The 16,215-nt window shown below is 36.3% G+C and carries 14 protein-coding genes; 8 read left to right on the forward strand and 6 right to left on the reverse strand.

Annotated features, from left to right (window positions below; all coding sequences use genetic code 11):
* The first annotated feature begins 65 nt into the window (after positions 1 to 65).
* The 6 genes from ACGHIN_RS01215 (at position 66) to ACGHIN_RS01240 (ending at position 6,415) form a co-directional block, all read left to right on the forward strand.
* A complete protein-coding gene (locus ACGHIN_RS01215) occupies positions 66 to 1,091 on the forward strand; it encodes a rod shape-determining protein (protein WP_121462419.1) in 1,026 nt (341 codons plus the stop codon).
* A 28-nt stretch (positions 1,092 to 1,119) separates the two neighbouring features.
* Positions 1,120 to 1,974, forward strand: coding sequence for a rod shape-determining protein MreC (gene mreC, locus ACGHIN_RS01220; RefSeq protein WP_390450191.1), 855 nt, complete (start codon positions 1,120 to 1,122; stop codon positions 1,972 to 1,974).
* Positions 1,967 to 2,473: a rod shape-determining protein MreD gene (locus ACGHIN_RS01225; protein ID WP_123263924.1), complete on the forward strand. Its 507-nt coding sequence runs from the start codon at positions 1,967 to 1,969 to the stop codon at positions 2,471 to 2,473. Before mreC ends, ACGHIN_RS01225 begins: the two co-directional genes overlap by 8 nt.
* Positions 2,470 to 4,506, forward strand: a complete 2,037-nt coding sequence (locus ACGHIN_RS01230) for a peptidoglycan D,D-transpeptidase FtsI family protein (protein ID WP_390450192.1) — start codon at positions 2,470 to 2,472, stop codon at positions 4,504 to 4,506. The genes ACGHIN_RS01225 and ACGHIN_RS01230 overlap by 4 nt, the downstream gene beginning before the upstream one ends.
* A complete protein-coding gene (gene rodA, locus ACGHIN_RS01235; protein WP_390450193.1) occupies positions 4,503 to 5,732 on the forward strand; it encodes a rod shape-determining protein RodA in 1,230 nt (409 codons plus the stop codon). Before ACGHIN_RS01230 ends, rodA begins: the two co-directional genes overlap by 4 nt.
* A gap of 101 nt (positions 5,733 to 5,833) precedes the next feature.
* Positions 5,834 to 6,415, forward strand: a complete 582-nt coding sequence (locus tag ACGHIN_RS01240; RefSeq protein WP_390450194.1) for a pentapeptide repeat-containing protein — start codon at positions 5,834 to 5,836, stop codon at positions 6,413 to 6,415.
* A 137-nt stretch (positions 6,416 to 6,552) separates the two neighbouring features.
* Here the strand turns inward: ACGHIN_RS01240 and ACGHIN_RS01245 are convergent, their stop codons facing one another.
* The 4 genes from ACGHIN_RS01245 to ACGHIN_RS01260 all read right to left on the reverse strand — a co-directional run bounded on the left by ACGHIN_RS01245 (position 6,553) and on the right by ACGHIN_RS01260 (position 9,521).
* A complete protein-coding gene (locus ACGHIN_RS01245) occupies positions 6,553 to 6,879 on the reverse strand; it encodes a helix-turn-helix domain-containing protein (protein ID WP_390450195.1) in 327 nt (108 codons plus the stop codon).
* A 59-nt stretch (positions 6,880 to 6,938) separates the two neighbouring features.
* Positions 6,939 to 7,373: a transposase gene (locus ACGHIN_RS01250; RefSeq protein WP_390450196.1), complete on the reverse strand. Its 435-nt coding sequence runs from the start codon at positions 7,371 to 7,373 to the stop codon at positions 6,939 to 6,941.
* Positions 7,374 to 7,481: 108 nt separating this feature from the next.
* Complete coding sequence (locus ACGHIN_RS01255; RefSeq protein WP_390450197.1) at positions 7,482 to 8,759, reverse strand: hypothetical protein; 1,278 nt, start codon at positions 8,757 to 8,759, stop codon at positions 7,482 to 7,484.
* Positions 8,760 to 8,873: 114 nt separating this feature from the next.
* Positions 8,874 to 9,521: a hypothetical protein gene (locus tag ACGHIN_RS01260; RefSeq protein ID WP_390450198.1), complete on the reverse strand. Its 648-nt coding sequence runs from the start codon at positions 9,519 to 9,521 to the stop codon at positions 8,874 to 8,876.
* A gap of 587 nt (positions 9,522 to 10,108) precedes the next feature.
* Between ACGHIN_RS01260 and ACGHIN_RS01265 the strand changes: the two genes are divergently transcribed.
* Positions 10,109 to 10,705, forward strand: coding sequence for a helix-turn-helix domain-containing protein (locus tag ACGHIN_RS01265; protein WP_390450199.1), 597 nt, complete (start codon positions 10,109 to 10,111; stop codon positions 10,703 to 10,705).
* Positions 10,706 to 10,908: 203 nt separating this feature from the next.
* Here ACGHIN_RS01265 and ACGHIN_RS01270 read toward each other — a convergent pair whose 3' ends face one another.
* Together ACGHIN_RS01270 and ACGHIN_RS01275 are read right to left on the reverse strand one after the other, a co-directional pair.
* Entirely contained in the window at positions 10,909 to 11,619 is a 711-nt protein-coding gene (locus tag ACGHIN_RS01270) for a C40 family peptidase (protein WP_390450200.1), read from the reverse strand.
* A gap of 339 nt (positions 11,620 to 11,958) precedes the next feature.
* On the reverse strand, positions 11,959 to 14,154 hold the full coding sequence (locus tag ACGHIN_RS01275) for a glutamine synthetase III family protein (protein ID WP_390450201.1): 2,196 nt from the start codon (positions 14,152 to 14,154) through the stop codon (positions 11,959 to 11,961).
* A gap of 300 nt (positions 14,155 to 14,454) precedes the next feature.
* Here ACGHIN_RS01275 and ACGHIN_RS01280 point away from each other — a divergent pair, with 300 nt between their 5' ends.
* Entirely contained in the window at positions 14,455 to 16,143 is a 1,689-nt protein-coding gene (locus tag ACGHIN_RS01280) for a DUF6909 family protein (protein WP_390450202.1), read from the forward strand.
* The last annotated feature ends 72 nt before the right edge of the window (positions 16,144 to 16,215 follow it).

Here is a 16,215-nt window from a genome sequence, read left to right on the forward strand (position 1 = left end):
AGGAGTGGAATTTTATTCGTAGTATGAAATTTATATCTTTGTAAACTTAAAATCAGAAGAAATATATGAGTTTATTTGATATGTTTACGCAAGAAATTGCGATAGACCTGGGAACTGCTAATACCCTTATCATTCATAATAATAAAATTGTTATCGATCAGCCTTCGATTGTTGCCATAGAACGTTCTACTGGAAGACCGATTGCTGTGGGGGAACAGGCAAAACATATGCAGGGAAAAACTCACGAAGATATCAAGACAATCCGTCCTTTGAAAGACGGGGTAATCGCTGATTTTCATGCTTCTGAACATATGATCAAAGAATTTATCAAAAAAATTCCGGGAATTAAAGGTAAATTCATTCAGCCTGCTTTAAGAATCGTGATCTGTATTCCTTCAGGAATTACCGAGGTAGAAAAAAGAGCGGTAAGAGATTCTGCACAGAAAGTGAATGCAAAAGAAGTAAAATTGATTTATGAGCCTATGGCAGCTGCAATAGGAGTAGGAATTGATGTTCAGAAACCGGAAGGAAATATGATCATCGATATAGGCGGAGGTACTACGGAAATTGCAGTAGTGGCTTTAGGAGGTATTGTGTGCGATAAATCTGTGAAAATTGCAGGTGACGTATTTACCAATGATATTGCGTATTACTTAAGAACTCACCATAACTTATACATCGGAGAAAGAACAGCGGAAAGAGTGAAAATTGAAGTGGGTTCAGCGGTTGAAGATCTTGATGTAGATATTGAAGATATCCCGGTACAAGGTAGAGATTTGATTACAGGGAAGCCAAAAGAAATTATGGTTGGATATAAAGAAATTGCAAGAGCATTAGACAAGTCGATCATCAGAATTGAGGATGCCGTAATGGAAACACTTTCTTTAACTCCACCGGAATTGGCAGCTGATATCTATAAAACAGGGATTTACCTTGCAGGAGGAGGCGCATTATTGAGGGGTCTTGCAGACAGAATTCACAAGAAAACAGGGCTTCCTGTATTTGTGGCAGAAGATCCGTTGAGAGCTGTTGTACGTGGAACAGGTATTGCGCTTAAGAATATGGATAAGTTCAATTTCTTAATTAAATAATTCTAACTTTTACGAACCTTATATCTGAATGGGATTTTTGCTGAGATTATTTTCGAAGAACGCACTTTTTGTCTTCTTTATTTTCTTGCAAATTATTGCTCTGGTTCTGATATTCTCTAAAAATGCCATGCAGAAATCCTGGATTGCAGGGCAGACTGCGGCATTCAATTCCTGGGTTTCAGGATATATTGATGAAGGAGTTTCCTATTTGAAGCTGAAACAGATCAATGAAGATCTGGTCGCTCAGAATAAGGCTTTAATGGTACAGCTTTACGGAAAAGAAGGGGCAAAGAATCCTGTTTTCAGAAAAGTTCATGATACATTGGGAGGAGGCCAGATCTATACATTTGTAGATGGGGAGATTGTTTTTAACAGTATCAACAGAAGGAATAATTATTTCACGATCAATCGTGGAAAAAGAGACGGCGTATTCCCGCAAATGGGGGTGATGGCTCCAAAAGGTATTGCAGGAATCGTGATTAATTCTACAGATAGCTATGCCCTGGTTCAATCAATTTTAAGCGTCAATAAAATCAGGATTAATGCTGCTTTAAAAAATTCAGGATATTTTGGAACCTTAACCTGGGGTGGGGATAATTCAAGAGTGATGCATTTGGCAGATATTCCTAAATATGTCGCTTTGAAAATTGGAGATACTGTTGTCACCGACGGTAAATCGGCCATTTTTCCTAAAGGGGTAATGATTGGGACCATTGCAGGATATTCAGTAGATAATAAAACAGGTTTCTGGGATATTTCTGTAGAGCTTAGCGAAAAAATGGGGGCATTGAACAAAGTATATGTAGTGAAGAACCTAAAGAAAGCTGAAGTACAGAGAATTCAGGATACATTGCAGGCCGTAATAAAAAAAGAAAATGATTAGCAGGACACTATTTACGGATATTTTAATCATGATTTTTCTTGTTGCATTGCAAATTTTTGTTTTGAACAGGATCACTATTTTCGGGAAATATACCCCGGTGCTATATCCCGTCTTCGTTATGTTTTATCCTTTTTTCAGAAATAAGTTCCAATTTTTAGCCTTAAGCTTCTTAATAGGTCTGGCTATTGATATGTTTTTAAATTCAGGAGGAATCAATGCATTTGCAACAACTTTGATCGCCTATTTCAGAACCTTGATTTTCAGGACATCCACAGACACTTCTACAGATTTCTTTTCATTTCAGTCCCTTCAGTGGGCTCAGTTTCTGTTATTCCTGTTTTCAAGCATATTTTTGCACCAGCTTTTAGTGCAATACATCGAATTCTTTAAATTTAGCCGATTTTTTGAAATATTACTTAATGTATTGGTAACAAGTATAATTTCCTTTATATTTATCGTTATATATGCATTAATATTTAAAATCAAACAGAAAGTTTGAACACACGTTATTTAAAAATCTTTTCCGTTCTTATCGTTGTTGCCGTAATTTTTGTGGCAAGACTTGCTTATTTGCAGCTGTTCACAGACCGTTATGCCTTAAATGCGGCGAACACTTCCATTAAAACCGAATACATCATTCCGCAAAGGGGTGTTATTTTTGATCGTAACGGAAAAATTCTGGTGGGAAACCAGCCCGCTTATGAAATTTCCTTTACCCAGGCTTTAATGAAACCTGATTTTGATACTGTAGGGTTCTGTAATCTGATGAGGATCACAAAACCTGATTTTATTAGCAGAATCAAGGCCATCAAAAAAGAGAAATATTATTCCAAGCTGACTCCTATGACATTCATAAAGAATCTCAGCAGAGAAGATATAGCCAGAGTTCAGGAAATCATTTTTAAATACCCTGCTTTCAGTATTGTTTCCAGACCTCAGCGCCAATATGAAGTTTCCACATCCGGAAACCTTTTAGGATATACCAGTGAAGTGAATGACAGAGAAATAAAGAAAGATTCCACATATTATCTGCCTGGGGATTTCATTGGAAAGACCGGTGTTGAAAAATCTTATGAAAAAGAGCTTCGGGGAATCAAAGGAATGAAATACATCCAGAAAGATATTAAACTCAGAAGTATTGGTTCCTATAAAAACGGGGCATTAGATAAAGATGTGGTTACCGGCAAAGATGTTACACTCACCATCGATTATGATTTACAGAGAATGGCAGAAGAAATGCTGGTGAATAAGCATGGAGCTATTGTTGCTATTGACCCTAATAATGGGGAAATATTAACTTTGGCAACGGGACCGGATATTGATCCTAATTTATTTACAGGTCCCAATAAATCTAAAAACTTATATGCCCTATCCAAAGATACGATCTATGAGAATAAACCTACTTTTGATCGTTCTGTTCAGGCGGCTTATCCACCGGGCTCTACCTTCAAGTTGCTCACAGCTCTGGCGGCTATGCAAATGGGAGTAATGGATGAGAATACTATTTTTCCTTGTGGAGGGGGCTTTAACTACAGAGGGTTAAGAATTAAGGGGCATGGAGGAGCAGATCCATTAATTCCGTCTATTCAGGTGTCAAGTAACTGTTTTTTTTCTTATGCCTATTTGGCTATTATTAATAAATATCCGGGAAATCCATCCAAAGGAGTTGATGAATGGAAAAACATCATGAACAGTTTTGGTGTGGGAGAATTTCTAAACAATGATTTAGCGGTAGGAGCAAAAGGAAGAATTCCTTCCGGAGAATTTTATGAAAAAAGAATGAAATCCATTCTTAAAGCTAGTGGTTCTAAGAAAGATCATAAAAATTGGGATCCTTTAGCTACGGGAGCTGTATTCAACGGAATGGGGCAGGGCGATGTTCTGGTAACTCCCCTTCAGTTAGCGAATTATACAGCTGCCATTGCCAATAAAGGATGGTATTATACACCGCATATTGTGAAATCCATTGACGGAAAGCCAAATCCGGATCCAAGATTTAAAAAGAAACATAAAACCCTTGTAGATCCGAAACATTTTGTCCCGGTTCTGAAAGGTATGGAAGCCGTAGTTTTAAGAGGTACCGCAGCTGGTTTAAAATCCAGTGATTTCACCCAATTAGCGAAGACCGGTACCGCACAGGTTCCGCAAGGAAAAGATAACTCTATTTTCGTTTTAATCGCACCGGCAGATAAGCCTAAAATTGTAGTGGCAGCGGTTATGGAGCATGCAGGATTCGGTGCAACATGGGCGGGCCCGGCTTGTACGGTAATTGCAGAAAAATATATTACGGGAGACTTGAAGAGAGAACATCTTTACAAAAAGATGACAACGTCCAGCTTTATGCCGGAATATAAAAGGCAATGGATCGCTGATCTGAAACGTAAAGGTTTGTATGTAGAGCCGAAACCGGATTCCATTAAACTTAAAAGAATGCAGGACAGCATTGAATTTGTTAAAAAACAAAAAGCCAAACTGCAGAAGAAAATAGAAGAAGAAATCAAGAACAGTAAGACCAAAACCACAAAGCAATGAAATGGACGGAAGGATTAGATAAAATAGGCCTGGGTTTATATTTCCTGCTTTGCAGTTTTGCCATCGCAAATATTTACAGTGTAGACCCAAAACTCGGTGAAAAACAACTGATATTCTTTTGTATTTCTCTTTTTGTAGGCTTAATCATCTTTGTAGGAAGAAGCAAGTTTTTCGAAAATATGGCCGGTATTTTTTATATCGGGGGGGTATTGCTGTTGATTGGCCTTTTCCCCTTCGGAAAGGAAATATTAGGACAAAAGAACTGGTATAAGTTTGGGAGCTTTACCATGCAGCCGGTAGAATTTGCCAAAATCGGGACGGCTCTTATGTTGGCGAATTATGTTTCAGGGCCGGATTTTAATTTGAGCAATAAAAAATCTCTGTGGACATCTTTAGGAATTATCGGTATTCCTGCCGTTGTGGTATTGGCTATTCCGGATGTAGGTTCCATGTTGGTTTTTATTGCGTTTTTTATCGCGTTATACCGGGAAGGATTAAGTGGACTGCTGTTTGGAATCGGTTTTCTGTTTGCTGGTGTTTTCCTGGTTTCCTTAGCCATTAACCCTATTTATATAGTTATCACCATATTACTGATTGCCGGAGGCTGGATTGCCATGAATTATTACAGAATGTCATGGAATGTCATTTCTATTTCGGGGATTGCCGGCTCCATTCTTATCTTGTGCGGATTGGCTTTCGCTTCTCCTTATATATTAGAAAAACTTCCTAAGCATCAGCGGGAAAGAATTGAAGTTCTTTATAAAGGAGAAAAAGCATTTAGAGATACTTCGGGCTACAATTTATTATATTCGAAAACAGCGATCGGTTCCGGTGGACTTTTAGGAAAAGGATATCGCGAAGGCTCCGTTACGCAGGGTAAATTTGTACCTGAACAGGAAACAGACTATATTTTCTGTACGGTAGGAGAAGAATGGGGATTTGTAGGAAGTGCCGTTCTAATTCTTTGTTACATGATCTACATCGGCAGAATCTATTATCTCGCAGAAAGGCAGAAATCTACTTTTAACCGTGTTTTTGGTTATTGCTTTGCCTCGATCCTTCTGATGCATTTTTCCATCAATTTAGGAATGGTTATGGGACTTTTCCCAACGGTTGGTATTCCGTTGCCTTATTTTAGTTATGGCGGGAGTTCATTACTGGCATTCTCTATCATGACGTTTATTTTCTTTAAATTAAATTATTCGGATAAGAATAGTCTGGTATAACCTCATCTGATATGTTTATCATAAAGAGATGGATTTAATATGTAATAATCTGCCATATCAGAGATAGATTTCTAAATTTACAACCACAAAAACATAAATACATGAAAGAATCTTATATTTCAGACCAAAATTTCGAGAATACAGACTTTGCCCAACATCCTTTAGAAAAAGGGGAATATGAAAACTGTACCTTTAAAAACTGCTGTTTTGAACAGGCTGATTTCTCCGGCTTTAAATTCACCGGTTGTGACTTCATCGGATGTAATCTGAGTCTGGCAAAACTTTTAAACACAGCCTTCAGGGACGTGAACTTCAAAGATTGTAAAATGCTTGGTCTTTCATTTAGTGATTGTAATGAATTCGGACTCTCATTTCAATTCGATGGTTGCTCTTTAAATAACTCCAGCTTTTATAAAACTTCCCTTAAAAAGATAATTTTTAAAAATTCAAAATTAATTGAAGCAGATTTTGAAGAATGTGACCTTTCTAATGCCTTGTTCCATCATTGTGATTTAAGCGGGGCTGTTTTCGAAAACAGCAATCTTGAAAAGGCAGATTTAAGAACCGCTTTCAATTATTCCATAGATCCTGTTAACAACCGTCTTAAAAAGGCGAAATTCTCTCTTTCTGAAATTTCAGGTCTTCTGTATAAGTTTGACATAGAAATCGAGAAAAATAGTTAGGGTTAAAATTAATAATTAGTATCAGCGATATAGACTCTCTTTTATCGAAATAGGATAGTTATAATAAAAAAGAGACTGTCCTACTTTTGAGACAGTCTCTTTTTGCAAGTTTCCCGGTACAAATTCACTCATTATTATCAGACTTGAAAAAGTTTCTTCCATTTTGTAACAGAATTGCGGCTCAACTTGAAATGTCTTGCAAGCTGAGTATTATTGAGGTTGTTCTTTCTCTGATAATCTAATATTTTCAGAATATCAGATTTCCGGTAGGAACGGTGCATTTTATTGAAATTTTCGGTTTGCTTATCCGATGTCCCGAAGATGATTGTATTAAGTGCAATAATGTTTAAAGCAGATAAACTTTCCTGGCTAAGCAATGCTTCGCATTCTTTTTGTTTTTGGGGGAATTTCTTGCTTAATATATCGGAATAAATGCTCTTATAGTTCGGAAGATTATTTTTCATTGGTTGTGTTCATTGTATGTTAAGATTTTATACTTTATCAAATTCTAAATAGAGCTATGTTAGCTTTCCATCTTTTTTCCATGTTTTATTAACCATTTGTAAAGAGTGGTTTTCGGAATCCAATATTTTTTTATTACCTCCATTTTGGTCATTTCACCTGTTTGTATCTGTTCCAGTATGAAATCAATGACTTCCCGGGTATAGATATTTTTTCGGAACTGGGGAAGTTTTGTCTCTTTGAATTTTTGATTCCCCACTTTTGCCGTGGGTGGTGCATACAGGATAAGATGTTGTGAATAGACACGAAAAAAATCATAATTCAACAGTTTACTCCATTTCAGCAAGGCTTCCGTTTCAAGGCTTTTTTGCTGATACATTTCTTTTATTTCTTCTTCGGTACATGTAAAGAAATTACAAATGCGGAATAATTCTATTTTTCGGTCTGCTACTTCTTGCTTAACCATTTCTCCGATATGAATGCTTTTGAAATTCATTTTTGTGTTTTTTTAATTTCTTTAGTAAATAAAAAATGCCCCCATGAATTCTTTCCCATCATTTGTGCATTTTAAGATTAAAAATGGGGGCATTAGTTAATTAATTATTTAAGCCGACATTCTCTGTGCTGTCATAAAGACACGTCGGATGTTATTAGTAGCATCAGTATCATTTAGGTTATCTACGGAAACATAAACAGTTATTCTATACCAGATTCCGTCTACCAGTAAATCCACTGTTTCTATCTCCTGGGAATTGTCACTAGAGCTGGTTGCTATTACAGGAATTGAACTGCTATTCATATTGTCTCCCCAGTTAAGATAAATTCCGTTGTCAGTTTCCATATAACCTCCTGGAGCGACCAGGACATTAGCACGACGATAATTAGTTTCATTTGATAATGCTGCATACCACAATTTAATGTTAGAAGTAGAGATATTTACCAAACGAGGATTGTAGGTAACAGCTCCTGACCCGGCATTAGAACTATTGGTAAAATTGATGTCTAATCTTACCTTTTGCCCTAAAATAGCATCATACCCACCGCCAATATATGTACTTAATAACCCAATATAGGTAGCAGGTAATGTATAAGTAAAGAACTGATATTCTCCTGGTGCCAGCTTTTTACCTCCGCCAACTTCTGCGCTACATGTTTGTCCTCCAATCGAGATTGGAAATGTGGTGGTATTAGGGCTGGATACGGTTGGTGTTCCGGTAATAGAGTAGCTTAAGGTACCGGCTCCCTGCGCAAAATTACCTTGTATAAGTGTAGCTGTAAGCCCGTTCACAGGGCCTATGGTCTGTCCTCCGTATATTCCTCCATTTCCTCCGGTATAAGGAATGGTCATTATCCCATCGAATGGAGTTCCGGCTGTATAAGTCAGTGGATTAAGGTTAGCTTCGGTGCATTTTAAAGTTCCTATTGTACCTGGCTTTAGAGATCGACCGTCTAAAAGCCTCCATTGGGTACCGTCCCAATATGCATAACCTGCAAAAGTAAAGCTGGGCTGTGTTCCCAGATTGTATACTAATAAACCAGTCGCAGGGTTGGGGATAGTAGTTGCATCATTATATGCCGTTAAAGCGACTCTTGGACCTAAAAACCCTTTTTGGCTTCCCGAGGCAAGCTGGCTGACATTCAGTTCCAAAATAGCTGAAGCATCAGGAATTGCACCAATACCAGTAGCTCCTGAAGATGTCACGATAAAATCATCTCTAAGCTGTGTGGCAGTCGGGGTACCCGTACTAGCATTAATGGTTGATGCACCGGATTTTCCATCGATATTGAAAACACCTTGAGGGTTTTGTGTGTTGATCCCGACCTGAGACCAGGCTAAGGAAGATAATGTTAAGGTTATGGCTGTGTATATATTTTTTTTCATTTGTTTTTATTTAAAATAGATTGAATACGAATTGTTTGTTCTGTTATTATTTATCTGCTATGATTATACGGCAGACTTCAAGGTTAATATTATTGGCTATAGCTTTATGTTGTTTTAAAGAGGTGGTGGCCGGATGTTGAAGTTTGTTACAAGGTAATAGGACACCATATCATCATGATATTCAGATTGAGTGCGTTCAGGAAAGGCAAGAAGGTGAACGCTGATTCCTATATCATTGATCAGCAGGTTATGGTAATCATTTTGTGTGAGACTAATACAAGACCGGTAATCCGAAACTAGTATGAAATGGTTTCGTTTATTATTGTTTAAAAAGCAATTGCTTATAATTTTTTCAGATTTGCTTGTACTTGTTTCGGTTGGCTTTTTATGCGGTTTTGTGTTTTTGGTAAAGAATTTCGCAGGTTTGGCAATATTTGATTTCTTTTCTTGATAAACAACAATATCCTGCAAATTGTATACTGCTGTTCCTTCTGAAATAAAAAGAGTGTTGTCTGTTTTTCTTTTTTTGGTTTTGATCGGAAGTGAGGATTTTTTATCAGTATGAATCGATTGATTTGCGTTAAAAAGAAGAGTTCCCTTCCGGATAAAAATTACAGGAGAATGGTTATTTTGATTATTTTTGTCAATAAGCTTACTGTCAGGTCTTAATGAATCAGACTTACCATACATTGGAAACACTGTTCCCAATACGAGAACAATGGGTAATAAATTTTTTCCTTTGTAAATTATTTGTTTTCTCATTGTGATGATGCAAAATTATATGCCCTGTTAGGGATTAAGAAATAAATGAGCAGAAAGCATCAGTGAAAAGTGACTATTGATTGAATATTAATAATAGAAGGATAAATCAATGATGGGAAAATCTAATTGACTTGTATTCAGTTATTTATTTTAGTCGAAAGTGATTTTTGATTGAAATCCTATTAAAAAAAGACAAAAAAATGAATAATGCGGAACTAAGAGAACAGGAAATAGTAAGATTAAAAAGAGAGCTGTCAATAAGATATAATTATCTGATGACGGTTATTCTACTGATATATGCACTAATATATTTTTTTATCATTAAGCACGAAGTATTAGCTTATTATTGTTTGATTGGAGCAGTTGTTATGTTCATTCATGCCTATGTTTTTGACACTATTTTTCCGTCACTTCTTTTAGAAAAGAGAGTACGAAGCTTTCTCATTATTGCACCACTATATATCTTTTTTTTCATACTCTATTTTTGGAAATACACTATTGTTAATTTGTGTTGGCTTGTTCCTATCCCATTTGGCGCATATATCTTTCTCGGTAAAAAAGAAGGACTTATTTTTTCTATATATGCTATGCTCATTCTTGTAATTATATGCTTTACCGCCATTTTTTTTCCGTTTAATTTTAAAGAAATTCCTTATGAAAAAACCAGGTATACTGATATCTCAGTAATTGGTTTTAATATCATTATCATCTGTCTTTTTGTTTATTATAAAGATAAAATCAGAGAACTGGAGATCATCACGGCCATTGAAGAGAAAGAACAAATTATCCTTCCTGTTAAACTGAACGACGAGGATAGGTCCGGTGCGGAATTACTTTTTGAAAATATCGAAAAGGAAATGATTAATAATAAGCTTTTTATCAATCCTGAATTCAATATTTCTATCCTGAGTACTATTCTAAAAGTAAGCAACAATTATATTTCAAGGGCAATAAGGCTGCAGGGATATTCTAACTTCAACAACTATGTGAATTCACACAGGATTAGTTATGTAAAAAAACTTATAGAAGAAAATGATCTGAGCAGGATAACACTAATGTATATTTATACCGGGGCAGGATTTACCAGCCAGTCTACTTTTAACAGAGCCTTTAAGCAATTTGTGGGGATGACTCCCAGTGAGTATATTCAAAATATCAATGATAAATTAGAGTCGAATGATTGATCAGGTAAATGATACCAGATAAGAGCTGGAGGTAAAAGCTTCAATGGGGTCATGGTCTGTGGGAAATAGAATCGGATTGGTTGCTTTTGCCTACATATTAAAAAAATTCAAAGCCGTTTTTTGATGTTATTTGAAATGGAATTAAAAAAAATAAGGCTGTCTTTTGGGACAGCCTATTCATTATTTAAATCAATTATTTAAAATTAAAAACTTGTTGAAGTTGTAGCTGTTGTTGCAGCTAAGTTGTTGTAAGCATCTCCGTTTTCGTTGATCACTCTCTTGGCAAATCTGTATTTAGGTCCCCAGTAAGAATCATTCAGTGAAGATACCATTACTCCTCTTGAAGTGGCAGCGTGAATGAACTTCACTTCACCGTCTTCAGAAACGCTCTCTACAATACCTACATGAGAAATTCTTCTTCCGTGGGAAAAGAAAACCAAATCCCCTTTCTGAAGGTCGCTCTTCTCAATTCTTTCCCCTTCCTGAGCCTGCGAAGCTGCTACTCTTGGCAAACTAAGACCAGCCGCAGCACCGAATACTGAAAGAACAAAAGCTGAACAATCTATGCCTTTTCTTGTTGTTCCTCCATATCTGTAAGGTGTTCCAAGGTAAGTGGCTGCCTCAGATAAGATATTATCGATAGTTTTATTGTATTTAATCGCTTTTGCGATCTCAGAATTTTTAATGGAATTTTTTGCGTTAGCTAAAGAAGCTGCCTTTTCAGCAAGGAAAGAATCGATCAATCTCTGCTTGTCCTGCTCCATTTTCTTGTTGTCGATAGAAGCTAGTTTGGCATCTGTTTTGTATTCTTTAATGTATGTTGCTGGTTTTGAAACTACATAGTTGGTAACACAAGATTGTAACGACATCGTAGACACAAAAGCAACTAAATAAAACAAAACTCTTTTCTTCATATATATTTGATTATCCGTGTTAAAAAGGAATATTTATTTTCAAAAGCATTACAAAAGTAGAAATTCCGAGAAAAGAACCCCAGATATGATTATTGTCAGGTTCTTATTTTAACACATTTTAACATATTATTTAGGTATGTTAAAGAAAAACAAACCGCAATGCCCCTTTTTTGGTAGGCTGCGGTTTTTTTTTATTAAGATTTTTTAACAAAATAAATTGCTTTTCCTTTATTGACGGGCTTTTAAGTTTTAAAACTCTAATTTTCATTTTTGTTAATAAAACAAAAAAAACTCCCCGGAAATACCGGGGAGTTTAACTAATATGGAACTTTAAAGATGTTACTTTGTAAATAACATTTCTCTATACTTCGTCATTGGCCAAAGCTCATCGTCCACCATCATTTCAAGATCATCAGAAGCTTCTCTGATCACATCAAAATAAGGCTTTACTTTGTTGCAATAATCTTCTGCCTGTTTTTGACTGTCTGATACCGCTTTTGCGGCCTCTCTTGCCTTAATAAGGTCTTCAACACCTACCTTAATCTTAGAAACGTTTTCGGAGATGCTTGCAATTAAGCTCATTTGCTCTTTTGCCAGTGTTTTGAATTCTTTATCTCCGAAGATTTCTTTAAGACCTTTGACATTTTCAATTAATCTGTTCTGGTAATTTAAAGCCGAAGGGATAATGTGATTTCTTGCGATATCACTTAAAACTCTTGCTTCAATATCAATAACAGTAGAGTATTTCTCTAATTTGATTTCATTTCTTGCTTCAACTTCTCGGTGTGTGAATACTCCAACTTCTTCATACAGATCAAGGAATTTCTTGTCCATTTCCTGCTTCAAAGCTTCGGGAGTGGTTTTTAAGTTATTTAAGCCTCTTTTCTTAGCCTCTTTAGCCCAGTCATCAGAATAACCGTCACCTTCAAACATGATGTTCTTACATTGTTTGATGTATTCTCTTAATACGTTGAAGATCGCTTCGTCTTTTTTCAATCCGCCTTCAATTAAAGTATCTACTTCTTTTTTGAAATCGTTCAATTGTTTTGCAGCGATAGTGTTCATTACCGTCATAGATTCCGCACAGTTGGCAGAAGATCCTACAGCTCTGATCTCAAATTTATTTCCGGTAAAGGCAAATGGAGAAGTTCTGTTTCTATCCGTATTGTCCAAAAGGATTTCAGGGATTTTTCCAACTACATTTAATTTTAATTCAGTTTTTTCTTCAGGAGATAGTTTCCCATTGGTTACTTTCTCAAGCTCTTCCAAAACGCTGAATAACTGGCTTCCGATGAATACGGAAATAATTGCCGGTGGAGCTTCATTAGCTCCTAATCTGTGGTCATTGCTTGCCGAAGCGATACTTGCTCTTAAAAGATCTGCATATTCATGAACCGCTTTAATTGTATTCACGAAGAATGTCAAGAACTGTAAGTTTTTCTTAGGATTTTTTCCAGGGCTTAACAAGTTTTCCCCTGTATCTGTAGCAAGAGACCAGTTGTTGTGCTTTCCGCTTCCGTTTACTCCCGCAAATGGCTTCTCGTGGAATAAGATATGGAAATGGTGTTTGTGAGCAACTCTCGCCATAATGTCCATCAATAAAGAGTTGTGGTCTACTGCAACGTTTACTTCTTCAAACATTGGAGCCAACTCAAATTGGTTGGGAGCGACCTCGTTATGCCTTGTTGTTACGGGAATCCCCAATTTCATACACTCGATTTCCAATTCCTTCATGAAGTTCATGACTCTTGTAGGAATTGAACCGAAATAATGGTCGTCTAACTGCTGTCCTTTCGCAGGGGAGTGACCTAATAATGTTTTACCGGTTAAAACTAAATCCGGACGAGATTGATATAATGCTGAGTCAACTAGGAAATACTCCTGTTCCCATCCTAAAGTGGGGGTTACTTTTGTAACATTTTTATCGAAATACTGCATTACACTGGTTGCCGCTTCATCTACCGCATTCAAAGCTCTTAAAAGAGGTGCTTTATAATCTAAAGTTTCTCCTGTATAAGAGATGAAGATGGAAGGAATACAAAGAGTAGTTCCCATGATGAAAGCCGGAGAAGTAGGATCCCAAGCTGTGTAACCTCTTGCCTCGAATGTATTTCTGATTCCTCCGTTCGGGAAAGAAGATGCATCCGGTTCTTGCTGGATAAGCATACCTCCGCTGAATCTTTCGATTGCTCTTCCTCCTTCAATGGGAGTAAAGAACGAATCGTGCTTTTCCGCAGTACTTCCTGTCAAAGGCTGAAACCAGTGAGTGTAATGAGTTACTCCTTTGCTCATTGCCCAATCTTTCATAGCCACCGCTACCTGATCTGCAATATGTCGCTGGATTTTAGTTCCTTTTTTGATCGCATCCATAATAGACTGGAATGCTTCTTTCGTTAAATATTCTCTCATTGTTTCTTCGGAAAAAACATTTTGACAGAATAATTCTGATAATTTAGCAGGAACCTCAACAGAGTTGTCTCTTCTAAAGTCCTTGAATGGTAAGGTTTCTAACGCTTTGAATCTTAAAGTTGACATAATAAGGTTAATTTTTACAGGGCAAATTTACAAAAAAAATGAATTCAAAATATTTTAGCCCTAAAAATTTTAGGGGTGTCATGAGAATTTTTTAAATTTAAACAGTAATTTAACTTTTTTAAACAGGGGTGTTGGCTTTAAAATAGAATTTAAAAGGTGTTGATATGCTTAAATATGATATTTTACATTGCAGATTATAAATATAAGCATAAGATTTTGATATTATGTTAAATCTCTTATTAAAAGATACTTAACGTGAAGTTGGCGGGAGATTTTGTATATTTGTGTGAAATTTATTTTATGACAAATTCCAGAGCAAGAGAAACAACGGAAGCAATTGAAAGATTGTATATTTCTATGAGACACCTCTTTTACAGAGGTTTTTTTAAACCCGCCGGTGTTTCAGGAGAAAGTATCAGAAGCTTGTTGAAAACCATCAATCCGGAAATTTACGGTACCATGAATGTTCCAAATAAATTGGAGCTGGATGGTCTAATGTATGTGTTAGACAGGCTTCCGGAAGGGATTGAGGAATGCGCTTTTATTCATCTTACTTCAGATGAAGGATTTGATAAAGGAAGTTTCGAACCTATTGTACCTAAAAAGAGAAGAAGAAACTGTTATAGAATAGATGAACACCAGATGAATATTGAAGTTCTTTTGGGACGTTCGGAAATCTATGACATTCTTACCCATCTTACCTTCTTATTTATAGAAGCGGATAAAGTGCGTAATCTGGCTTTTATCCAGGAAGAGAACTGGAAGCCGACCCGTGCTTTTAAGATCATTGAAGAAGTAGTAAAAGGGGAAAAGAAATTCAGCAGAAGAGAAAAGGAAGTGGCATTGATCCACCTTTCTTCTTTAATAGGAAGAACGTTTGATGAAACGTTGAATGCCTATAATACCTTTGGGGATGATGAAAACCCTGACCGTTTGTTTAAGATCATTTATAGCTTAGGAAAGGTAAGTTTAGAAGATGCTAAACAGACAAGAGAAAGAGAAATTCATTTTAGTGCTATACTAAAAGAAAGAGTAGGACACCACTATTTCGGTGAAAAATGGGCGAACAAAGTGAAAGAAGTTTTATTTGAAAACAATCTTCACATGCGTCCGCTTCATATTATTTCTGCCAATATGCATTCGGTGAAAAATATGCTGTATGCGAATGATGCCCTTAAAAAGAAACAGACCAAAGAAGTAGATTATAAGCTTTACGAAGATATCTCCAACAAAAAAGACCTTCGTGATAAGGTTTCAAAATATGCGTTGGATGAAGGATTGATCTATATTAATGATAAGAGTGGAAGTAATATAGACGTTCAAATCATTGATCTAAGCAAAACAGATCTGAAAAATACACCATTCGGGCATATCAAATTTAGCGGGGATGATGTGATTATGGTTTTCGATTATGCTTTCGGAGAACAGGCTTTTGAAGTAATGGACGAATTATTAAGACCTTTCGAACATCAGGGAGAAGTTTATATGATGAAAGTGAAATCGGTTTCCATCATGGGGAAAGCGGGAATTCTTGCAGGAGGAAAAGGAGATATTATGATCCCGACTTCGCATATCTTTGAAGGAACCGCAGACAATTATCCTTTTGAAAATGCTTTATCTCTTGAAGATTTTAAAGATGATGAATTAAAAGCTTTTGAAGGACCTATGATTACGGTTTTAGGAACTTCACTTCAGAACAGGGATATTCTTTCTTATTTTATGAATACTTCCTGGAAAGCCATCGGTCTTGAAATGGAAGGTGCTCATTATCAGAAAGCCATCCAGGTAGCTTCTAAGATCAGGCACCATATTTCACCGGATCTGTTTGTGATGTATGCCTATTATGCTTCAGATAATCCGTTGGAAACAGGAAGCACACTTTCTTCGGGAGGACTAGGACTTACGGGCGTAAAACCAACGTATCTGATCACGTTAAGAATCCTTGAAAAGATTTTGGATAGCGGTAAGAAACAAATCGCTAAAAAATAATCTTAGTCAAATATAAAGTACAAAACCTCAATGCTCTGTGTTTGAGGTTTTTATTTAATTATATTGATTCTT

It is taken from the genome of Chryseobacterium barbadense, from assembly GCF_042849955.1.
In the GTDB taxonomy this organism is placed as follows: domain Bacteria; phylum Bacteroidota; class Bacteroidia; order Flavobacteriales; family Weeksellaceae; genus Chryseobacterium.

Excerpts from the sequence above, each read along its gene's own strand:
- rodA (WP_390450193.1), top strand. The coding sequence starts at position 4,503 with ATGAAATGGACGGAAGGATTAGATAAAATAGGCCTGGGTTTATATTTC.
- ACGHIN_RS01280 (WP_390450202.1), top strand. The coding sequence starts at position 14,455 with ATGACAAATTCCAGAGCAAGAGAAACAACGGAAGCAATTGAAAGATTG.
- ACGHIN_RS01250 (WP_390450196.1), bottom strand. The coding sequence starts at position 7,373 with ATGAATTTCAAAAGCATTCATATCGGAGAAATGGTTAAGCAAGAAGTA.
- ACGHIN_RS01225 (WP_123263924.1), top strand. The coding sequence starts at position 1,967 with ATGATTAGCAGGACACTATTTACGGATATTTTAATCATGATTTTTCTT.
- ACGHIN_RS01265 (WP_390450199.1), top strand. The coding sequence starts at position 10,109 with ATGCTCATTCTTGTAATTATATGCTTTACCGCCATTTTTTTTCCGTTT.
- ACGHIN_RS01260 (WP_390450198.1), bottom strand. The coding sequence starts at position 9,521 with ATGAGAAAACAAATAATTTACAAAGGAAAAAATTTATTACCCATTGTT.
- ACGHIN_RS01245 (WP_390450195.1), bottom strand. The coding sequence starts at position 6,879 with ATGAAAAATAATCTTCCGAACTATAAGAGCATTTATTCCGATATATTA.
- ACGHIN_RS01275 (WP_390450201.1), bottom strand. The coding sequence starts at position 14,154 with ATGTCAACTTTAAGATTCAAAGCGTTAGAAACCTTACCATTCAAGGAC.
- ACGHIN_RS01255 (WP_390450197.1), bottom strand. The coding sequence starts at position 8,759 with ATGAAAAAAAATATATACACAGCCATAACCTTAACATTATCTTCCTTA.
- mreC (WP_390450191.1), top strand. The coding sequence starts at position 1,120 with ATGGGATTTTTGCTGAGATTATTTTCGAAGAACGCACTTTTTGTCTTC.
- ACGHIN_RS01270 (WP_390450200.1), bottom strand. The coding sequence starts at position 11,619 with ATGAAGAAAAGAGTTTTGTTTTATTTAGTTGCTTTTGTGTCTACGATG.
- ACGHIN_RS01240 (WP_390450194.1), top strand. The coding sequence starts at position 5,834 with ATGAAAGAATCTTATATTTCAGACCAAAATTTCGAGAATACAGACTTT.
- ACGHIN_RS01215 (WP_121462419.1), top strand. The coding sequence starts at position 66 with ATGAGTTTATTTGATATGTTTACGCAAGAAATTGCGATAGACCTGGGA.